This is a genomic window from Streptomonospora wellingtoniae (assembly GCF_031845375.1).
Classification (GTDB): domain Bacteria; phylum Actinomycetota; class Actinomycetes; order Streptosporangiales; family Streptosporangiaceae; genus Streptomonospora; species Streptomonospora wellingtoniae.
In genome coordinates this window covers 16,567-35,158 of sequence record NZ_JAVREK010000004.1, presented here as the reverse complement: position 1 = coordinate 35,158, position 18,592 = coordinate 16,567, and the positions used below count along the sequence as shown (strand labels likewise).

The 18,592-nt window shown below is 73.9% G+C and carries 18 protein-coding genes; 7 read left to right on the top strand and 11 right to left on the bottom strand.

Annotated features, from left to right (window positions below):
• Positions 1–74: 74 nt before the first annotated feature.
• The gene (locus tag RM446_RS05240; protein ID WP_311543970.1) at positions 75–512 is read right to left on the bottom strand and encodes a molybdenum cofactor biosynthesis protein MoaE; all 438 of its coding nucleotides are present in this window, start codon (positions 510–512) and stop codon (positions 75–77) included.
• 117 nt (positions 513–629) lie between these two features.
• Positions 630–1,706 carry an NAD-dependent epimerase/dehydratase family protein gene (locus RM446_RS05235; protein WP_311544222.1) on the bottom strand — a complete coding sequence of 359 codons (1,077 nt, stop codon included), beginning with the start codon at positions 1,704–1,706 and terminating at the stop codon, positions 630–632.
• Positions 1,707–1,825: 119 nt separating this feature from the next.
• Between RM446_RS05235 and RM446_RS05230 the strand changes: the two genes are divergently transcribed.
• Both RM446_RS05230 and RM446_RS05225 read left to right on the top strand, forming a co-directional pair.
• Positions 1,826–3,349, top strand: coding sequence for a zinc-dependent metalloprotease (locus RM446_RS05230; RefSeq protein WP_311543969.1), 1,524 nt, complete (start codon positions 1,826–1,828; stop codon positions 3,347–3,349).
• Positions 3,346–3,927: an NUDIX domain-containing protein gene (locus tag RM446_RS05225; protein WP_311543968.1), complete on the top strand. Its 582-nt coding sequence runs from the start codon at positions 3,346–3,348 to the stop codon at positions 3,925–3,927. The genes RM446_RS05230 and RM446_RS05225 overlap by 4 nt, the downstream gene beginning before the upstream one ends.
• Before the next feature lie 81 nt (positions 3,928–4,008).
• Here RM446_RS05225 and RM446_RS05220 read toward each other — a convergent pair whose 3' ends face one another.
• The 6 genes from RM446_RS05220 to RM446_RS05195 all read right to left on the bottom strand — a co-directional run bounded on the left by RM446_RS05220 (position 4,009) and on the right by RM446_RS05195 (position 9,151).
• The gene (locus RM446_RS05220) at positions 4,009–4,614 is read right to left on the bottom strand and encodes a M48 metallopeptidase family protein (protein WP_311543967.1); all 606 of its coding nucleotides are present in this window, start codon (positions 4,612–4,614) and stop codon (positions 4,009–4,011) included.
• Positions 4,615–4,850: 236 nt separating this feature from the next.
• Positions 4,851–5,009 carry a hypothetical protein gene (locus RM446_RS05215; protein WP_311543966.1) on the bottom strand — a complete coding sequence of 53 codons (159 nt, stop codon included), beginning with the start codon at positions 5,007–5,009 and terminating at the stop codon, positions 4,851–4,853.
• A gap of 83 nt (positions 5,010–5,092) precedes the next feature.
• Complete coding sequence (locus RM446_RS05210; RefSeq protein ID WP_311543965.1) at positions 5,093–5,371, bottom strand: WhiB family transcriptional regulator; 279 nt, start codon at positions 5,369–5,371, stop codon at positions 5,093–5,095.
• 202 nt (positions 5,372–5,573) lie between these two features.
• Positions 5,574–5,861: a hypothetical protein gene (locus RM446_RS05205; RefSeq protein ID WP_311543964.1), complete on the bottom strand. Its 288-nt coding sequence runs from the start codon at positions 5,859–5,861 to the stop codon at positions 5,574–5,576.
• 274 nt (positions 5,862–6,135) lie between these two features.
• The gene (gene tesB, locus RM446_RS05200) at positions 6,136–7,077 is read right to left on the bottom strand and encodes an acyl-CoA thioesterase II (protein ID WP_311543963.1); all 942 of its coding nucleotides are present in this window, start codon (positions 7,075–7,077) and stop codon (positions 6,136–6,138) included.
• Between the two features lie 13 nt (positions 7,078–7,090).
• Complete coding sequence (locus RM446_RS05195; RefSeq protein WP_311543962.1) at positions 7,091–9,151, bottom strand: ATP-dependent DNA helicase UvrD2; 2,061 nt, start codon at positions 9,149–9,151, stop codon at positions 7,091–7,093.
• A gap of 420 nt (positions 9,152–9,571) precedes the next feature.
• Between RM446_RS05195 and RM446_RS05190 the strand changes: the two genes are divergently transcribed.
• Positions 9,572–9,835, top strand: coding sequence for a mycoredoxin (locus RM446_RS05190; RefSeq protein ID WP_311543961.1), 264 nt, complete (start codon positions 9,572–9,574; stop codon positions 9,833–9,835).
• Positions 9,836–9,907: 72 nt separating this feature from the next.
• Positions 9,908–10,414, top strand: a complete 507-nt coding sequence (locus tag RM446_RS05185) for an ANTAR domain-containing protein (RefSeq protein ID WP_398694488.1) — start codon at positions 9,908–9,910, stop codon at positions 10,412–10,414.
• Positions 10,415–10,500: 86 nt separating this feature from the next.
• On the opposite strand, the gene nudC is transcribed toward RM446_RS05185, so the two are convergent.
• Entirely contained in the window at positions 10,501–11,466 is a 966-nt protein-coding gene (gene nudC, locus RM446_RS05180) for an NAD(+) diphosphatase (protein ID WP_311543959.1), read from the bottom strand.
• 132 nt (positions 11,467–11,598) lie between these two features.
• On the bottom strand, positions 11,599–12,981 hold the full coding sequence (locus RM446_RS05175; RefSeq protein ID WP_311543958.1) for a M20/M25/M40 family metallo-hydrolase: 1,383 nt from the start codon (positions 12,979–12,981) through the stop codon (positions 11,599–11,601).
• 290 nt (positions 12,982–13,271) lie between these two features.
• Here RM446_RS05175 and RM446_RS05170 point away from each other — a divergent pair, with 290 nt between their 5' ends.
• The 3 genes from RM446_RS05170 (at position 13,272) to RM446_RS05160 (ending at position 17,520) form a co-directional block, all read left to right on the top strand.
• Positions 13,272–15,761 carry a histidine kinase gene (locus RM446_RS05170; protein WP_311543957.1) on the top strand — a complete coding sequence of 830 codons (2,490 nt, stop codon included), beginning with the start codon at positions 13,272–13,274 and terminating at the stop codon, positions 15,759–15,761.
• Between the two features lie 10 nt (positions 15,762–15,771).
• Positions 15,772–16,428, top strand: coding sequence for a response regulator transcription factor (locus tag RM446_RS05165; protein ID WP_311543956.1), 657 nt, complete (start codon positions 15,772–15,774; stop codon positions 16,426–16,428).
• A 252-nt stretch (positions 16,429–16,680) separates the two neighbouring features.
• Positions 16,681–17,520 (top strand): alpha/beta hydrolase, encoded by an 840-nt coding sequence (locus RM446_RS05160; RefSeq protein WP_311543955.1) that lies wholly within the window; start codon positions 16,681–16,683, stop codon positions 17,518–17,520.
• 104 nt (positions 17,521–17,624) lie between these two features.
• Here the strand turns inward: RM446_RS05160 and RM446_RS05155 are convergent, their stop codons facing one another.
• The gene (locus tag RM446_RS05155; protein WP_311543954.1) at positions 17,625–18,518 is read right to left on the bottom strand and encodes an alpha/beta fold hydrolase; all 894 of its coding nucleotides are present in this window, start codon (positions 18,516–18,518) and stop codon (positions 17,625–17,627) included.
• Between the last annotated feature and the right edge of the window lie 74 nt (positions 18,519–18,592).

Genomic DNA, 18,592 nt, shown 5'->3' with positions numbered 1-18,592 from the left:
CGGCCCCCGCCGGGACCCGCCGCGGCCGCGGACGGCCGCCTACGCGCGCTCGGCGGCTCTTCGGCCGACCTGACCTACTCGGCCCCGACCCACTCCGTGCCGCCGTCGGAGAACACCTGGTGCTTCCAGATGGGCACCTGGGCCTTGATGTCGTCGATCAGCCGCCGGCAGGCGTCGAACGCCTCGTCGCGGTGCCCGGCAGCGGCGGCGGCGACGACGGCGGTGTCGCCGATCTCCAGCTCACCCACACGGTGCAGCGCGGCCACCCGCCACACCGGGCGCCCGTCGCCGGAGGTGTCGGCGACGACCTTCTCCATGACGCCGCGCATCTCGGCCTCCCCGCGCGGGTGGGCGGAGTAGGCCAGGCGAGCGACGGCGCGCCCGTGGTCGTGGTCGCGGACGGTGCCGATGAAGCAGGCCGTGCCCCCTGCCCGGGGGTCGCCCACCGCGGCGAGGACCTCGTCGACCGAGATCGGGGATTCGCGCAGTCCTACCAGGCTGATGGCATCCACATGCCGACGGTATCAACAGCCGGGGCCCGCGGCCGTGCGCGAATGCGCATTCCGCGGCGGCGCGGCGGTTCCGGGGCCGCCCTGCGACGGCGGCCCGCGGGCGCGGGCGCACCGTGTTCAGCGGCCCCGGCGCCTACGCAGGTGGCGCACCGCGGCCGCGGTGCCGATGGCCGCCGCCGCGGCGCCGGCGGCGCTCGCCGCGGTGATGGTGACCTCCTTGCGGCCGACGTTGCGGCCGACCACGGCGGACTTGCCGCTGCGCGCCTCCAGCAGGGCCCGCAGCGCTTCGGCGTTGTCGTAGGCCGGGCGCCATCCGCTTTCGCGCAGCGCCGCGCAGTCGACGACGCACGGGTAGACCAGGAACCTCAGCTCCGCGGCCGTCGCGGGGGTCAGACCGACGCTGTGCAGCCGCCGGGTGGCGCCGAAGACCAGGTTGGCCGGCACGTCGAAGCGGCGAAGTCCGGCGATCTCCTCGGCCTCGTCCTGGGGCAGGGCCCCCTCGCAGCCGACCGCGACCGCGCCGCCGCCCTCGACGCCGCGCACCGCCACGTACTCCAACGCTGAGGCGAGGTCCTCGACGTGGCAGAACTGCCAGCTCTGCTCGCGACCGCGGACGGTCAGCAGCCGCGGCGCGGCGAAGTGCCGGGTGAGCACGGTGTCGAGCCCGGGGCCCACCAGGGGCGCGGGACGCACCACCGTCACCGAGAGGCCGGGGTGGGAGCGCCGGGCGCGGCAGGCCAGATCCTCGATCTCCACCCAGTCGCCGACGAGGCCTGCCCCGGTCTCGGTGCGCACCTCGGAGTCCTCCGGCAGCGGGACCGGGTTCTCGGGGTCGGCGCCGTGGACCATGGTGCTGGTGAGCAGGACGACACGGGGGACGCGCCGAGCGGCCGCCGCGGTCAGCACGGTCTGGGCGGCGCGCAGGTTGTCGGCCCGCCGCTGCGTGGCCGGGGTCTCCAGGGTTCGGTCGTCGTCGGTGTGCACGAGCACGTCGACGCCCGGCAGGCATTCCGCGAGCCGGGGGTCGCGGACGTCGGCAGTGCGCCGGGTGGCGCCCGGCGGCACCTCCGCCGCGTCGTCGCCGTGGCCTCCGATCGCGACGACTTCGGCGACCGCGCCGGAACCCGCGGCAGTGACCAGGCGTTCCACAAGGAGACGGCCGACGCCTTCGGCGGCGCCGGTGACCGCGATCACCGGCGCCCCGGGACGTGAGGTGTGCTGTGGGCGAACCTGGCTCGTTTCGGTATTCACTCCGGGCGGCTCCCAGCTAACGTGACAGTGGAGACAAACCTAATCCTGCCTGAGGTCTAATCGTGAGCGACCTACCTTTTGGTTTCAGCATGCCGAACGACCCCGACGACGAGTCCGGGCGCCGATCGGGCGACTCCGGCTCGGGTGCCGGCAGCGGCGGCCCAGGCGGTGGCGGCCCCGGCGGTGGTGAGCCGGGCATGCCGGGCGGCTTCCCCTTCGGCGATCCCCAGCAGATGGCGCAGATGCTGCGCCAGTTCGCCGACATGATGGCGGCACAGCCCTCATCATCCGGCGGACAGCAGGCCGAGTCCGGTTCGGTGAACTGGGACATGGCCAAGAACATCGCCCGGCACGCGGTGTCGCAGAAGGGCGACTCCAGCGTCGGCGCGCACGACTTCGCCAAGGTGCAGGAGGCCCTGCGCCTGGCCGACCTGTGGACCAACGAGGCCACGTCGCTGCCGTCCGGCGTGCACACCATGCAGGCGTGGAGCCGGTCGGAGTGGGTCGAGAAGACCATGCCGACCTGGTCGAAGCTGTGCGAGCCGCTGACCCGGCGGCTGGTGGAGTCCATGGGCCAGAACCTTCCCGACGAGATGCAGTCGATGGCGGGCCCGCTGATGGGCATGGTGCGCCAGATGGGCGGCATGCTCGTGGGCCAGCAGGCCGGGCAGGCCATCGGTGAGCTCGCCGGCGAGGTGGTGGGCTCGACCGACGTCGGCCTGCCGCTGGCCGGCGAGGGAACCGCGGCGCTGCTGCCCGACGGCGTAGCGGCCTTCGGCGAGGGCCTGGGCATCCCCGAGGACGAGATCCGGCTCTACCTGGCCGCGCGCGAGGTCGCGCTGCACCGGCTGTTCGGGCACGTGCCGTGGCTGCGCGCGCACGTGTTCACCCTGGTGGAGGACTACGCCCGGGGCATGTCCTTCGACATGAGCGGACTTGAGGAGAAGCTCGGCCAGATCGACATCGCCAACCCCGAGGCCCTGCAGGAGGCGCTCTCGGGAAGCGAGGGCGAAGGCCTCTTCCAGCCGCAGGACACCCCGCAGCAGAAGGCGTCCCTGGCGCGGCTGGAGACCACGCTGGCGCTGGTCGAGGGCTGGCTGTCGGTCGTTGTGGACGCCGCGGTGGCCGAGCGGCTGCCGCAGTCGGCCGCGCTGGCCGAGGCCACGCGCCGCCGCCGGGCCACCGGCGGGCCCGCCGAGCACACCTTCGCGACGCTGGTCGGGCTGGAGCTCCGGCCGCGCCGGCTGCGCGAGGCGGCGGCACTGTGGACCGCGCTGGAGGACGCGCGGGGGATCGAGGGCCGCGACGCCGTGTGGGAGCACCCCGACCTGATGCCCTCGGGCGAGGACCTGGACGACCCCGACGCTTTCGTGCACGGCCGCGCCGGCTCGGCGGCCGACGAGATCGACATCAGCCAGTTCACCGACGCCTCCGACCAGCCCTCCCCCGGCGAGGCTTCCTCCGACCAGCCCTCCTCCGGCGAGACCTCCTCTGACGGGCCCTCCTCCGGCGACGGCCGCGACGGAGGGAAGGGGGACCGCGGCGACGGCACCGGCGCGGGCGGCTCCGGCGGGGGCCCCGCGTGATCCTGGACCGACTGCACGCGGCGGCCCGCTCCGACCTCGCGGCCTGGCGTGCGCCCGAGGCGGCGCAGGAGGAGCTGCGCCGCCTCTACCTGGACCACCTCGACCGGCATCCCGATGCGATGTCGCGCACCTGTGGCGCCGGGCACCTGACCGCCAGCGCCGCCATCGTCGACCCGGGCGGCACGAGTGCCGTGCTGACCCTGCACCGCAAGATCGGCAAGTGGCTGCAGACCGGCGGCCACTGCGAGGAGGGCGACGCCTCCTTGGGTGCGGCGGCGCTGCGCGAGGCCGCCGAGGAGTCGGGGCTGTCGGGCCTGCGGCTGCTGCCCGGGCCGGTACGCCTGGACCGGCACCGGGTGGGCTGCGGCGGCGGCACCTGGCATCTCGACGTGCAGTACGCCGCGGTGGCCGCGCAGCGGGAGGCGCCGCTGTCGATCGACGCCGGCGAGTCGTCCGACCTGGGCTGGTTCGCCGTCGGGGACATCCCCGAACCCACTGACGACGCCTGCCGCACCCTCGTCCGCGCGGCGGCGGAGGCGGCGCGCGCCCGCCCGGAGCCGGGATTCGCTCCCTCATAGACCAGACTTCGTCGATCGTGTAGCCATCGTGGAGGAAACGATTTCCATTTGCGATGGACAAGATCGGCGGTGGGGTCAAGCTCAGGCGCTGTCGGAGTCGACGCCATCGGCCTCACCGACGTCGCCGACCTCACCCACCTCGTCGACGTCGTCCTCCTCGCCGATCTCGCCGCTGTCGCCGGCGTCCAGGCGGGGCGCCGCGCTGACGCCCTCCAGATAACCGCGCGCGCGCTCGGCCTTGGGGTAGCGGTGCACCAGGTCCCAGAACTCCTGCCCGTGGTGCGGGATGATCAGGTGCACGAGCTCGTGCAGCAGCACGTAGTCCACCACCCAGGACGGCATGCCGGAGAGGCGCCGCGACAGCCGGATGGAGCCGTTCTCGGGAGTGCAGGAACCCCAGCGGGTCTGCTGGTTGTCGACCCAGCGCACGCTCGCGGGACGGGCCAGGCCCTCAAGGTAGCGGTCGGCGAGGTCGAGTGCGCGGCTCAGGAGCGAATCGTCGTCGGGACGGCGGCGCTCCTCGCGTGCCTCAAGGCGCTCCAGCATTCGGTCGACCCAGCGCTTCTCTTCGGCGCGGGAGAACGTGGCGGGGACGAGGACGACCGTCTTGTCCCCGTCGCGATAGGCGGACACCGTCCGTCGTCGGCGGGGACTTCGGCGTACCTCGACCTTGGTGTTCTGAGGCACAGCTTCACGTTAGCTCAGAGGGCCCCGGACGCCACAGGGCCGAGTCGCGACTTTTTGCTCCTTATCGGAAGTGATCCCCAGTCTGTACCGCCAGCACGGGCGCGAAAAGTAGCGCAATCAGCGGTGACCTGCGGCACTCTCCGACAAAACCAGGTGACCGGTTGTGGCCAGCACGGAGGCCGCCGGGTGTACGGCGCGGGGCCGGTCCGCGCTGGACCGGCCCCGCACAGGTCACATCAACACAGGCGCGACCACGGCAGTTCCATGAGCAGCCGTTCGGCACGCTCGCGCTCGCGCTGGACGGCGCGCAGTCGGCGGGCCGCAAGCAGGCGGCGCTGCCGCTCGCGCCGCTGGTCGACGTTCATCTGCAGGTTGACGAGCTCGTAGAGCAGCATCGCTGGGGTGTCCTTCCGGGGTGGTGCGGCTTATCGGGGGTCGGCTTCGTTCGAAGGCCGCGGCGGCGGGCCGCGGCGGCCGGTCAGGCCGCCACGGGCTCGGGGTTCTTCCGGGGACGGCCGCGCGGGCGCTTGCGCTCCACGACCTCACCGGAGACGAGCAGCTCACCGCCCCAGACTCCCCACGGCTCCCTACGCTCCAGGGCCTCGGCCAGGCACTGCTCGCGGACCGGGCAGTCCCGACAGATGGCCTTGGCCGCCTCGACCTCCGCCGGCGCCTCGGCGAAGAAGAGGTCGGGCTCCTGCCTGCAGGGGATCTCGATCTCGCCGAAACTCGACGTCTCCAGGACCGACGCAAGCATCGGTGTCCTCCCTGATCTGTGGTGTCGAACGCGGTTGGCGGCTGTTCGGCCGGACATGTGTCCGGCTGCGGGGCCAAGACCTGCGATCGGCGGAAGACACTCCTGCCACCTTCGAGAGGGGCGGTCTCCGCTGAAGATCAAAATGGCCGCGGCCCCTGTGTGGGGTCCGCGGCCACGGGGAAGACACCCGGCCGTCGTGCTGCTAGGCCGGAATGCCCCGTGGACACTCCCCCACTACGCCCTTGGGGCGCTGGGTTGCTGCTGCGAACTCGGATTCCTGTCGGCTGATATCCGCGGTGCGCGCGAGGAGGGCATAGCCGTGCCCCCGCTGCATACCGGGACGCGTCAGCCGGGCGCTCGCCGAAGAGACGCCCTGGACGCCGACCGGACGCGGCTGGCCGCATGCGGCGCCGTTGCGCACGGTGTCCCAGGACTTGGCGACGAACTCGCCGGAAACGGCGAAGGAACCGGCTTCGTAGCTCGTGATCATTAGATGGGACACCTCCCTCTTGGGTCGGGCAGCGGACTCTCGTCCACGGCCTGCGCGGGCGCTGACGGAGTCAACACTATGGTGGGGCCGACAACTCCGGCAACCTATTTTTGACCAGGTGTTTCGTCCGGACTCGGCCAGCCGGGGACGGGAATCCCGGCGGCCGGGAGAACGTTATGGGCGCCTCGCCGCGGAGACCGGACGGCTTCCCGCGGGCCGCGCGCGGCGAAGGCGCAGGCGCAGTGCTGCGCGCGCACCGCGGGCGGCGCGGGACTCAGGACCCGCCGGACGCCTCGGGGTCGACCACCCGCAGCAGACCCTCTTGCACCACCGAGCACACGAGGTCGCCCTCGCGGGTGAACACCAGGCCCCGGGCCAGCCCGCGCGCGCCTCCGGCAGCGGGGGTCTCCTGGGCGTAGAGCAGCCACTCGTCGGCGCGGAACGGCCGGTGGAACCACATGGCGTGGTCGAGGCTGGCCATGGAGATCCCCGAGAACGTGCGCCCGTGCCGCAGCAGCACGGTGTCCAGCAGCGTCATGTCCGAGGCATAGGTCATCAGGCAGACGTGCAGCATGGGGTCGTCGGGCAGGCTGCCGCCCACGCGCAGCCATACCAGGTTGTCGGTGGTGCTGAGGCTGGGGTCGCGCTCGACCTCGAACGACAGCGGACCGACCGGCCGCAGCTCGATCGGGTGCCAGCTGGCGAAGCGCGGCACCCGGCCGAAGGCGCTGTACAGCCGCTCGCGCATGGTCGGCAGCTCTTCGGGGCCCGGCGCCTCGGGCATGGCGACCCGGTGCTCAAGGCCGGATTCGTCGGCGTGGAAGGACGCCGAGAGCGTGAAGATCGCCTTGCCGTGCTGGATCGCGGTGACGCGCCGGGTCGTGAACGAGCGGCCGTCGCGCACCCGGTCGACGTCGTAGACGATGGGCACCGAAGGGTCGCCCGGCCGGATGAAGTAGGCGTGCAGCGAGTGCACGCGGCGGTCGGCCGGCACCGTTCGGCCCGCGGCGACCAGGGCCTGGCCGGCGACCTGTCCGCCGAAGACGCGCTGCGGCCCGCCGTCGGGGCTGCGGCCGCGGAAGATGTTGTCCTCGATGCGCTCCAGATCGAGGATCTCCAGCAGCCCGGCGACGCTCTGGGCCGGCTGCTCCGGCTGATCCGGCCGACCGGGCGGCTCGGCGGTTTCGGTCGGCCTGCTCTGTCCGTCCCCACCCATCGGGCACCCCTCCTCAGTCTTCGGCGGCGGGCTCCTTGCCTGCGCACAGGGCCAGCACCGCCTCACCGTAGCGCTCCAGCTTGACCGCCCCCACGCCGGATATGCGCGAGAGCCGCGCGATGTCGTCGGGAACGTGCTCAGCGATGGCCTGCAGGGTGGCGTCGGTGAAGATCACGTATGCCGGGACCTTCTGCTCCTCGGCCGTCTCGCGCCGCCACGCCTTGAGGCGCTCCAGCAGTTCCTCGTCGTAGTCGGCCGGGCAGCCGCCGCACCGCGCGAGCTTGCGCTCGGCGGCCTCGGTGAGGGTGTTCCCGCAGATCCGGCACCGCACCACCTTGGCCTGCCTGCGGTTGTCGCGGCCGGCCAGCGACGGCGAGGCCGGGCGGAGGCCGTCGAGGAAGCGCGAGGGCTTGCGGCCCTTGCGGCCGCCGGGCGAGCGCGACAGCGCCCACGACAGCGACAGGTGCTCGCGGGCGCGGGTGACGCCGACGTAGAACAGCCGGCGCTCCTCCTCGACCTGCTCGGCGGACTCGGCGAAGACGATCGGCATGAGCCCTTCGGTCAGGCCGACCAGGAAGACCGCGTCCCACTCCAGGCCCTTGGCCGAGTGCAGGCTCGCCAAGGTCACGCCCTCGTACTCGGGGGCGTGCTCGGTGGCGACACGGGCGTCCAACTCCTCGGCGAAGTCGTCCATGGTCGCGCCGGGCCGAGCGGCGGCGACGTCCTCGGCCAGCTGGGCCAGCGCCGCCAGCGACTCCCAGCGCTCGCGCGCCTGCCTGCCCTCGGGCGGCTCTGGGGTCAGCCCGAGCGGGGCGAGGATGTCGCGCACCGTCTGCACCAGCGGGTCGGACCCCGCGCCCTGGCGCGCACCGCGCAGCGTGTGCACGGCCTGGCGGATCTCGGGGCGCTCGAAGAACCGGGTGGCGCCGCGCACGGTGTAGGCAACCCCGGCGTCGGCGAGCGCCTGCTCGTAGGCGGCCGACTGGGCGTTGGTTCGGAAGAGCACCGCGATCTCGCGCGCCGGTGTGCCGGCGTCGATCAGCGCCGCGATCTTGCGCGCCACGGACGTGGCCTCGGCCGGCTCGTCGTCGTACTCGGTGTAGAGGGGGTCGGGGCCGTCCGGGCGCTGGGCCAGGAGCTCCAGGCGGTGTTCGGCGGCCGCGCCGCGGGCGTGCTTGAGCGCGCCGTTGGCCACCCGCACCACCTGGGGGGTGGAGCGGTAGTCGCGCACCAGACGCACGACGGTGGAATGCGGATAGGCGGCGGAGAAGCCCGTCAGGTAACCGGGGGTGGCACCGGCGAAGGAGTAGATCGTCTGGTTGGGGTCGCCCACCACGCAGACGTCGTCGCGGTCGCCCAGCCAGGCGTCCAGCAGGAGCTTCTGCAGCGGATTGACGTCCTGGAACTCGTCGACGACGAAGTAGCGGTACTGGTCGCGGACGCGGTCGGCGATCTGGGGGTGCTCGGCGATCATGGCCGCGGTCAGCTCCAGCATCGACTCGAAGTCGAGCAGGTTGCGGTCGCGGCACCGCTCCTCGTAGGCCTCGTAGGCCCGGGCTACGTCGTGCACGGGCATGGGCGCGGTGCGGCCCGCTTTGGCGATGGACTTCTCGTAGTCGAAGGGGCGCACCTGGGTGGACTTGGACCACTCGATCTCGCCGGCGAGGTCGCGCAGGCCGGTCCGGTCCAGCTGCAGCCCGCAGGCGTGGGCGGCCCGGGCGACCTCTTGGATCTTGCTCTCGATCAGGGACGGCATCGGGCCGCCGATCGCCTGCGGCCAGAAGTAGGAGAGCTGGCGCACCGCGGCGGAGTGGAAGGTGCGCGCCTGCACCCGCGGGGCGCCCAGGGCGCGCAGCCGCCCGCGCATCTCGCCGGCGGCGCGGGTCGTGAAGGTCACCGCGAGGACCTGCTGCTCGGCAACCACTCCGGCGGCCACCGCGTGCGCGATGCGGTGGGTGATGGCGCGCGTCTTGCCGGTCCCGGCCCCCGCCAGGATGCACACGGGGCCGCGCAGGGCGCGTGCCGCCTCAAGCTGTTCGGGATCGAGACCCTCCAGCACGCGGTCCGGGTCCATGCTTGCGCCTCCATTCCGCTGCGGCTCCGGCACCGGAGCCGCCGGGCGGGCCGTGGGGTTCGGGTCGGGTCGGCTCCGTTGGCTGCGGCCACATCCGGCCGCGCCGAGCACATCCGCCCGCTCAGTCTCTCAAGTCTCAGGGGCCCGGCGCGCACGACCAAGCCGGACCCGCCTGCTGTGGAGGGGGATCGCGGGCGCCCTCAGCCGCGGCGAGAGCGTCGGCGCAGGTCGCCGCTGCCCTGCGGGGGACCGCGAGTCTTTCGGAACCGGGGTGTGCCCCCTCGCGTCCCACCAGCTGACACGAAGCGGCGCCGGGAAGCTCGACGGGGCGCGCGGCGTTGGAAAGGATCGGCGTTCCACGCCGCGTCCCGCAGATCCGAACTGTCGGGACCTGCCCCTACGGTCGAAGGAGAAATGGCGATGACCACCCAGAACGGCGGTCCGATCACGATGTACACCACGCCCTGGTGCGGCTTCTGCAAGAGGCTGAAGAGCCAGCTCTCGCGTGAGGGCATCGGGGTCGACGAGGTGGACATCGAGCAGACACCCGACGCCGCCGAGTACGTCATGCGGGTCAACGGCGGCAACCAGACGGTTCCGACGCTGGTCTTCGCCGACGGCTCGGCGATGACCAACCCGTCGCTGGCCCAAGTCAAGGAGAAGCTCGCGGCGTCGGTCTCGTGACCGACCGGCGCCCTGCGCCGGGCCGCCGCCAACGCGGGCGGCGGCCGCCGCCCTGCACGGGGGAGTGAGGATATGGGGAAAGACGTGACGTCGAACAGCGCCGCCGGCGCGACGGCCGCCGAGGCAGCCGTAGCCGGTGTGATCCGGCGGACCTCCGGCGGATGGCGGGTGAACAACGGCGAGGAGCTGCCCGAGCTGCTCAACGCCATGGTGCTCGCCGACCTGCTGGCCGCCGAGGAGCAGCCGCGCGGCTCGGCGCCCGCTCCCCCGCGCGGGTCCGGCGGCGACGGGGATGAGGACGAGCAGGCGCGCCTGAGGCTGACCGTCGCGCAACTGGAGCACGCGCTGCACACCCGCGTCGTCACCGAGCAGGCCATCGGCGTCCTCTCCGAGCGCCACGGGATGACCCCGCGCAAGGCCTTCGAGCTGCTGCGGTCGGCGTCGCGCTCGCGCGGCCGCAAAGTCGCCGAGATGGCCCGCGAAGTGGTGGCCAGCTCAACCAACCCCCTGACCGCCCTTCCCGGCGAGCTCGCCGCCGAGGGCGCCGCCGCGCAGGCGGCCCCCCGCCGCAGCGGCTGACACGGCGGCACCGCGGCACGCCGCTCGGCCGGGGGGCGGTTCGCGCCCGGGGCCGCACGAGGCCGCGGGGGCCGCACAGGACGCGCCTACCACTCCCCGGGCAGTCGACCGCCGTACCACTGCTCGATGAGCTTGCGGGCGATCGAGACCGAGCCCGGCAGCAGAACCTCGCCCGACTCCACCGCCTCGCGCAGGGCCGCGCGGGTGAACCAGCGGACATCGGAGATCTCCTGGTCGTCCGTACGCTCGGCCTCCCCCGTGGCGCGGGCCGTGTAGCCCAGCATCAGGCTGCGCGGGAACGGCCAGGGCTGCGACGCCTGATACCGCGGGGCGGACACGGCCACGCCGGTCTCCTCGGCGACCTCGCGCACCACGGCCTGCTCCAGGGACTCCCCCGGCTCGACGAACCCGGCGAGCACCGAGTAGCGGCCTTCGGGCCAGCGCGGATTGTGGCCGAGCAGGCACTCCTCGGTCCCGCCGGTTTCGCGGTGCACCAGCATGATCACGGCCGGGTCCGTGCGCGGATAGTTCTCCGTACCCTCGCGGGTGCACACCCGCAGATGGCCGGCGGCGGCAGGGCGGGCGGGGGCCCCGCAGGCCGGGCAGAAGCGGTGGGTGGCGTTCCAGTGGGCCAGCGCGACGGCGCGGGTGAACAGGCCGGAGTCGCGGTCCCCCAGCAGCGCGCCGGCCTCGCGCAGCGATGCGGGTTCGGCGCCGGGCGGCTGCGGCACCTGCGCGTCCGGCTCGGCGAGGACCGCGAAATACGCCCGCCGTGATTCGTCGACTCCGAGCAGGAACCGCTCGCCCTCGGGGGCCTCGGCGGGCGAGGCGAAGACCAGGTGCGGCCCGTCGGCACCGGCGGCCACCAGGGCGCGCGAGCGGCGGGCCGTGCGCGCCTGGACGCCGTCGGCCGGGTCGCCGTCCCGCAGGACCAGCACGCGTGTCTCGGGGTCGGCCCAGGTCTTGTCCAGCCACTCCTCGTCGCCGCGCCGATGGCCGGCCTGATCGACAGTGCCGCGGGACAGGGCTGGGATCTCATCGAAGGAATGCATCGGCTCTTCTCGTCATAGGGAGGCGGGGACCGGTCCCCGCGGCGCCGCGGTCCGCGCGCCGCCCGGGCGGGACGGGAGCGGGCGCTCAGCCGCAGGTGTGCGGCCCGGCGGTCCCGCAGGACTCGCGGGAGCTCACTGCTCCTGCTGTGCGCCCAGGCGGTCCCACAATCGGGCGGCGCTCTCGGCTCCCTTGAGCAGCAAGGGGATCTCGACCTTCTCGTTGGGCGCGTGGATGCGGTCCTCGTCCAGCCCGACGGCGAGGAAGACCAGCGGCGCACCGAGGACATCGGCGATGTCGGCCTCGGGGCCGCTGCCGCCCTCGCGCGTGAACAGCACCTCGGTGCCGAACGCCTCTTCCATCGCGGAACGCGCCGCCTGCACCGCAGGCGAGCCGATGTCGGAGGCGCAGGCGCGCACGCCCGGACCGCCGAACGCCACCTCGGCGCCGAGTCCCGCGGGGACGCGGTCGGCGACGAACGCGCGCACCCGCTCCTGCACGTGGGCGGGCTCCTGGCCGGGCACCAGCCGGAAGCTGACCTTGGCGTGCGCCGAACGGGGGACGATCGTCTTGGCGCCCGCACCGGTGTGACCGCTCCACATCCCGTTGATCTCGGCGGTGGGCCGCACCCAGAGGCGCTCCAGAGTGCTGTAGCCCTTCTCGCCGGATGCGGTCGGGCTCCCGGCGGTGCGCAGCCACTCGGCCTCGTCGAAGGGCAGCTTGGCGAGGAGGGCGCGCTCCTCGTCGCCGATCTCCGCCACACCGTCGTAGAAGCCGGGTACGGCCACCCGCCCGCGATCGTCGTGCAGCCCGGCGAGGAGGCCGGACAGCACCCGGGCGGGGTTGGGGACCGCGCCGCCGAAGGAGCCGCTGTGCACGTCGGTGTCGGGGCCGGTGACGGTGATCTCGCAGTCGGTGAGCCCGCGCATGCCCACGCACATCGAGGGAACGTCGCCCGACCACATGGTGGTGTCGGAGATCACCACGACGTCGCAGGCCAGGCGGTCGCGGTTGCGTTCGAGTAGCGCGGCGAAGTGCGGCGAGCCGGACTCCTCCTCGCCCTCGACGAGCATCCGCAGCGTCACCGGCGGCGCGCCCGTGCCGGAGGCCGCGAGGCCCGCCTCCACACCCAGGGCGTGGAAGAGGACCTGCCCTTTGTCGTCGGAGGTGCCGCGTCCGGTCAGCCGGTCGCCGTGCTCCTCGGCGGCGAAGGGGTCGGTGTCCCACCCGTCGGCCGCGCGCGCCGGCTGCACGTCGTGGTGACCGTAGACCAGGACGACGGGCGCGCCCGGGTCGGCCGCGGGCCATTCGGCGAAGACGGCGGGCATTCCGCCGGTCTCCCAGATCTCCGCGGTGGGGAACCCGGTGGCCGCAAGGCGGTCGCGCAGCCACTCCGCCGAGCGGCGCACGTCGCCGTGGTGCTCGGGATCGGCGGAGACGGACGGGATCGCGACCCACTCCTTGAGCGCGGCGACGAACTCTCCGCGGTGCCCTTCGATGTAACCGCGCACATCCATGCCCGACCGCTTCCCTTCCCTCGACCTGCTTTGGCGGCGGATCACCGCTGATCCGAGCCTAGCCCCAGCCGCCCCTCGCCGACGGAGGGGCACCGGGGCTCGCGAAGGACCGCCCCGGCGACGGCGTCACGCTCCTCCGCCGGCCGATACCCCGGAGCCACGGCGACGTGATACCTCGGCACCATGCCCGGGGCGCGACCGGCGGCCTAGGGTTGCGGTGAGCTTGACCGCGGCCTCCGCCGCGATCGGCGCGGCTCGGCCCGGTACGAGGTCTCGACAGTGGGCGGGAAATGTCCGACGAAGAGCGATCGGCTGATGCCGGTGCACACCCCCGGCAGCGCGGCTCGGGCGCGGCAGGAGGCGGCCCCTCGCTGCTGGCCGGGATCCTGGACGCGCTGTGGCAGCGTCCGAGCAACGTCGCGCGGCAGCTGCCCGACGACGGCTCCCTGGCCGCCGCACCTCCGCTGCTCGGCGGGGTGTGCGCCGGGATCGCCGCGCGGCGCGGCCGCCCGGCCGCGGAGGTGCGGCGGCGCTTCGCCCGGCCGGTGGCGCCCCTGCTCGCCTACCCGCTGCTGTGGCTGGTGCGGATAGCCGAGCGACCGGACGCCGAGGGGCGCGAACGGTTCGACGGGATCCTCTTCGCGGCGGCGGCCGCGCTGGCCGTCTCCGTGGCGAGCGCTGCGGAGCTGAGCGCCGCCGCCCCCGGCTTCGTCGCCGCGGCATTGGGGGTCGCGCTCGGCGCGCCGCTGCTCGCTCTGCGGACCTCCGTGCTGCTGGCCTGGCGGTGGATGACGGCGGCGCTGCTCGTGGCGTCGCCGGCGTATACGGCCGACTTCGTGCCCTTTCCCTCCGCAGCCGTTCCGGCCTACCTGGCCGTACTGTTCCTTGTGGGAACCCAGTACGCCCGGCCAGTGGTGGTCGCCGCCGGCATGTGCACGGCGGCGATGGCGGTGGTGGCCGCGCTGGCGGTTCCGGCCGCGGCGCCGTGGTCGGCGGTCGTCGCGGCCGCGGCCCTTCTGCTCGGCGACAACGTGCGGATGCGCCGCGAGTACGCCGGCCGGCTGCGCCACGCCCCCGGCGCCGTGCGCAGCGTCGGTGCGGGGTCCGCCGGCGCCGTGCCGCAGGGCGCCGCCCGCGGCGCGCTGCCCGCGGACCCCGCTTCCCCCGCACGCGAAGGCGGCGAGGGCGGCGCCGCCGCGCGGGCGCGCCGCTCGGGCGGCGTGCCGGGCCCGGCGTCGGTCGCCCGCGCCGTGGCCGACGCCCTATGGCGCACACCCGCGGAGCGGCCCCACGGCCCGCTGCGGCTACTGCACGGGGCGGTCCGCCCTTCCGACGGCCGGATCGTCGGGGGCGTGTGCGCGGCGTTCGCGCACGGTTCCCAGCCCATGGCAGTCACCCTGCGCGTGCTGTTCGCGGCGGTCGCCTTCCCGCTGGGCGTGCCCGTCTACCTGCTGCTGTGGATTCTCCTGCCGCGCGAGGGCGAAGTCCCCGACGAGGACGGCGAGGGCCCCTTGCCGCCTGTACTGCCCCGCGAGGCGACGGCGTGGTTCCTGCTGCTCGGGGTCGGCGTGGGAATCTCGGCCCTGGCCGCAGTGCAGCTGGTGCAGTTTCACGGCATCGACCCGATGGCCGCGGTCCCCCTCGGCCTCGCGCTCGGCCTCCCGTTCGCGCTCCTTCCGGTCGCGCCCCTGCTGGCGTGGCGTATCACGGCGGCAGGCATGTTCGCCTCGCTGGTCGCCGTCGCACTCTTCTCGCCCCCGGTGGTCGGGGGCAGCTTCGTGTCGGAGAGCTTCTGGCCGTGGCCGATCGCCGCGCTGGTGTCGCTTCCCGTCGTGCTCTACGCGGTCGCCGTCACCTACCCGGGCCGGACCGCCGCCGGGGTCGGCGTGGTCACCGCAGCCGACATCGCCGCCGCCTCCCTTCTCGTGGGCACCCCTGCTGGGCAGGCGCTCTGGATCGCCGCGATCGTGCCGGTGGTGCTGCTGTTCGGCTACAACGTCCGCAGCCGGCGCGCGGCTCAGCGGCAGCTCGCGCAGGAGAGCGCCCTGCGCCGCCGCGACCGCGCCCGCCAGGCCGTACTGGAGGAGCGTTCGCGCATCGCACGCGAACTGCACGACGTTGTGTCCCACCACATGTCGATGATCGCCATCCAGGCCGACGCCGCGCCCTACAAGTTCACCGATCTGCACCAGGGGCCCGCCGCGACCTTCACCACCATCCGCGACGCCGCCCGCGAGGCCTTGGCGGAGATGCGGCGCGTGGTGGGGCTGCTCCGCGAGGAGGACGAAGTGCCCGAGGGTGCTCCGCAGCCGGGGCTCGCACTGCTTCCCGAGCTGGTGGCAAACGCCCGAAGGGCCGCCATGGACGTCACGCTGGAAGGCGGCCCGGAGGCGGCGGGCGGCGCCGCCCGCGGCCTCCCCGACGCGGTGGACCTGTCCGCCTACCGGATCGTGCAGGAGTCGGTGAGCAACGCAGGACGGCACGCTCCGGGTGCGCCGGTCTCCGTCGCGCTGTCGCGCACCGCCGAGGCGCTCACGGTGCGCGTGGCCAACGGGCCGCCCGGCCTCGGCGGCGCAGAGGCGGCGGACGGCGCGCGCCCCGAGTCTGTGCCCGCCACCGTGTTCGACTCCGGCGGGCACGGACTGATCGGCATGCGCGAGCGGGTGGCCATGCTCGGCGGGCAGCTGCGGGCGGCGCCCACCGAAGGCGGCGGGTTCGACGTCGTGGCCGAGCTTCCGCTGGACGCCGCGGCGGACCCCGCCCCCGCCGATCCGGATTAAGCTCGGCTCCGTGCCCATCACCGTGATCGTCGCCGACGACCAGGACATGGTCCGCGACGGCATCGCCACACTGCTCGACGCGGCCGAGGACATCTCCGTGCTGGCCCAGGCCGCCGACGGCGGCGAAGCCGTGGCCCTGGCCCGCCAGCACCGCCCCGACGTGGTGGTGATGGACGTGCGCATGCCCTCGACGAACGGGCTCACGGCCACCCGCGAGATCGTCGGCGAGAGCGGCGAAGGCGGTTCCCGGGTGCTGATGCTGACCACCTTCGACCTCGACGAGTACGTCTACGAGGCCCTCGGCGCGGGCGCCAGCGGCTTCCTGCTCAAGGACGCGCCGGTGGAGGACCTGCGCGCCGCGGTGCGGGTCGTCGCCGAGGGCGAGGCGCTGCTGGCGCCCTCGATCACCCGGCGGCTGATCGCCGACATCGCCCGCGGACGCCGCGAGAAGGTCCACGCGCGGCCGGAGATCGTCGAGACGCTGACCCCGCGCGAGGCCGACGTGCTGCGCTACATCGCCCGCGGCCTGTCGAACGCCGAGATCGCCGCCGAGCTGTTCCTCGCCGAGCAGACCGTGAAGACCCACGTCGGCCGCATCCTCACCAAGCTCTCCCTGCGCGACCGCACCCAGGCCGTCGTGTTCGCCTACGAGACCGGCCTCGTGTAGAGGCGGGGCCGGAGGAGCGCGTGCAGCCGCCCCGCACTGCCGGACGGGCCCCGCCCGTGATCCGGCCCCGCGCGGAGCGCGGAGTGGGGCACGCGCTCGGCGGCGGTCCGGACCCTCCGCAAGCCTCGCGCGGACCGCGGCGGCGCCGGTGCGTCACCCGCAGGGACCACGCCCCGGTTCGCTCTCAGCGGTGACGCGCCTGCGGTATCCGGATTCGTAGCGTCATGCCCCATGATTCGACGGTTACCTGCCTTGCTGCTCTGCGCAGTGCTGGCCTGCGTGGGCCTGGGCTGCGGCGCGCGTGCCGGCGCCGCGGCGAAGTCTCCGCCCCCGGATCCGCTGGAATACGGCGACGCAGTGGTGGAAGGCCACCGGATCCTGGCGGAGGACCCCTCCGGCTCCGGGCGCGTGGTGGAGGTGCTGGGCGACCTCGACGGCGCCGAGCACGTCGCCGTCGTCGTCCCCGGGGCGGGGCAGACCCGGGACAACTTCCGCGCAAACCCCGCCGAACCGGGCACGGTGCCGCTGGCCAACGGCCGCGCGCTGTACGCGGCGATGCGCGACCGGGCATCCATGCGCGAGACCGCCGTGGTGGTGTGGCTGGGCTACCTGCCGCCGCAGGGCCACAGCCTGGAGCTCGCCGGCATCGTAGGGGCCCGCCGCGGCGCGGATGCCCTGGTCCGATTCACGCGCGAGGTGCTGCCCGCCGACGCGCACGTGACCCTCACCTGCCACAGCTACGGCACCGCCGTGTGCGGGCTGGCCGCCGCGCATGCGAACGTGGCCGACGACGTCGTCGCACTGGCCTGCCCGGGCATGGGCGTGACCGACGGCGCCGCGATCCGCGCGCGGGTGTGGACCACGCGCGCACCCGACGACTGGATCCGCTGGGTGCCCAGCGTGCGCGCGGGGCCCGTGGGGCTGGGCGCCGACCCGATGGACCCGGGGTTCGGCGCCGTCCGCTTCGACCCGGGCGACATCAGCGGCCACACGCAGTACTACCGGCCCGGCAGCGCCGCCCTGGCCGCCACCTCCGCCATCGCGGTGGGCGAGCGCGCCGCGGTCGCGTCCGCGGGGCCCAAACCCCGTTGATCTTGTAGCTATCGTGATGAAAAACGATTTCCAGTGACGATGGCTACAAGATCAACGGTGATACCCCGACTCCGATCCGGGACCCGCCGTCACGCACCGCGTGGTCAGGCCCGGGACAGGACCTCCCGCAGTGTCGCGGCGAACGCCTCGGGCTCGCCCTCCATACCGAACTCACCGGACATGAATCCGCCGTGGTGGCTGGGGAACACGACCGGCTCGACGCCAAGGCGCTCGGCGACGCCGAACGCGGCGCGACCGGGCATCGCGGCCGCGGACTCCCGCCCCGCCGCCAGGACGATCCGGGTCGGCGCGGCGGCCAGGGCGTCGTAGTCGAACACGTTGGCGGGGCCGTTGCGGATGTTCTGGCCCAGAAGCGGGTCGTCGCGGGAACCGTCGTCCTCGGTGGGCAGCCCGAACTGCGCCGGATCGGGTGCGGGCCGGTCCGGGTAGTCCGCGGGCAGCGGTCCCGAGAACTGCACGAGGGCGATGAACTTCGCCATCGCCGGCCCCATCCCGCTGCGGTGGTAGGTGTCGTAGATGTCCTCGCACACGGCGGTGATCTGCTCGCGGTCCGGCAGGACCTCGGCCACCGGCGGCTCGTGGGCCACCAGCGTGCGCACCCGCTCGGGGTGCCGCGACACCAGGACGAGACCGTTGAGCGCGCCGCCGCTGCTGCCGAACAGGTCCACCCGGTCGACCCCGAGGGCTCCGATCACCCGGCGCAGGTCTTCTGCGTGCTCCTGGGGCGTGGTCTCGGACGCGCCGTCGGTGCGGGGGCTGCGCCCCACGCCGCGCGGGTCGTAGGTCACAACGGGGCGGTCGCCGAAGTATCCCGCCAGCGTGGTGAACCCGCTCGCCTCCATCGGCGAGCCGACCATCATGAGCACGGGAGCCTCGGCCGTCGCCCCGCCCAGGTCACCCCGCACATCGAAACGGATGGTCGCGCCGGGGGCGTCGACCGTACGGGTCTCGGGCTCGCGGATCGTCGGTTCCGTCATGGCGCTGCTCCTCACGTCGGTGCGGTCTACCGGTGCAGACCAGCGGACGCGGCGAAACTCACCGCTCTTCGAAC

Coding starts and splice junctions, on each gene's coding strand:
- RM446_RS05215 (WP_311543966.1), bottom strand. CDS start 5,009: ATGCTGCTCTACGAGCTCGTCAACCTGCAGATGAACGTCGACCAGCGG.
- RM446_RS05210 (WP_311543965.1), bottom strand. CDS start 5,371: ATGCTTGCGTCGGTCCTGGAGACGTCGAGTTTCGGCGAGATCGAGATC.
- RM446_RS05205 (WP_311543964.1), bottom strand. CDS start 5,861: ATGATCACGAGCTACGAAGCCGGTTCCTTCGCCGTTTCCGGCGAGTTC.
- tesB (WP_311543963.1), bottom strand. CDS start 7,077: ATGGGTGGGGACGGACAGAGCAGGCCGACCGAAACCGCCGAGCCGCCC.
- RM446_RS05195 (WP_311543962.1), bottom strand. CDS start 9,151: ATGGACCCGGACCGCGTGCTGGAGGGTCTCGATCCCGAACAGCTTGAG.
- RM446_RS05190 (WP_311543961.1), top strand. CDS start 9,572: ATGACCACCCAGAACGGCGGTCCGATCACGATGTACACCACGCCCTGG.
- RM446_RS05185 (WP_398694488.1), top strand. CDS start 9,908: ATGGGGAAAGACGTGACGTCGAACAGCGCCGCCGGCGCGACGGCCGCC.
- nudC (WP_311543959.1), bottom strand. CDS start 11,466: ATGCATTCCTTCGATGAGATCCCAGCCCTGTCCCGCGGCACTGTCGAT.
- RM446_RS05175 (WP_311543958.1), bottom strand. CDS start 12,981: ATGGATGTGCGCGGTTACATCGAAGGGCACCGCGGAGAGTTCGTCGCC.
- RM446_RS05170 (WP_311543957.1), top strand. CDS start 13,272: ATGTCCGACGAAGAGCGATCGGCTGATGCCGGTGCACACCCCCGGCAG.
- RM446_RS05155 (WP_311543954.1), bottom strand. CDS start 18,518: ATGACGGAACCGACGATCCGCGAGCCCGAGACCCGTACGGTCGACGCC.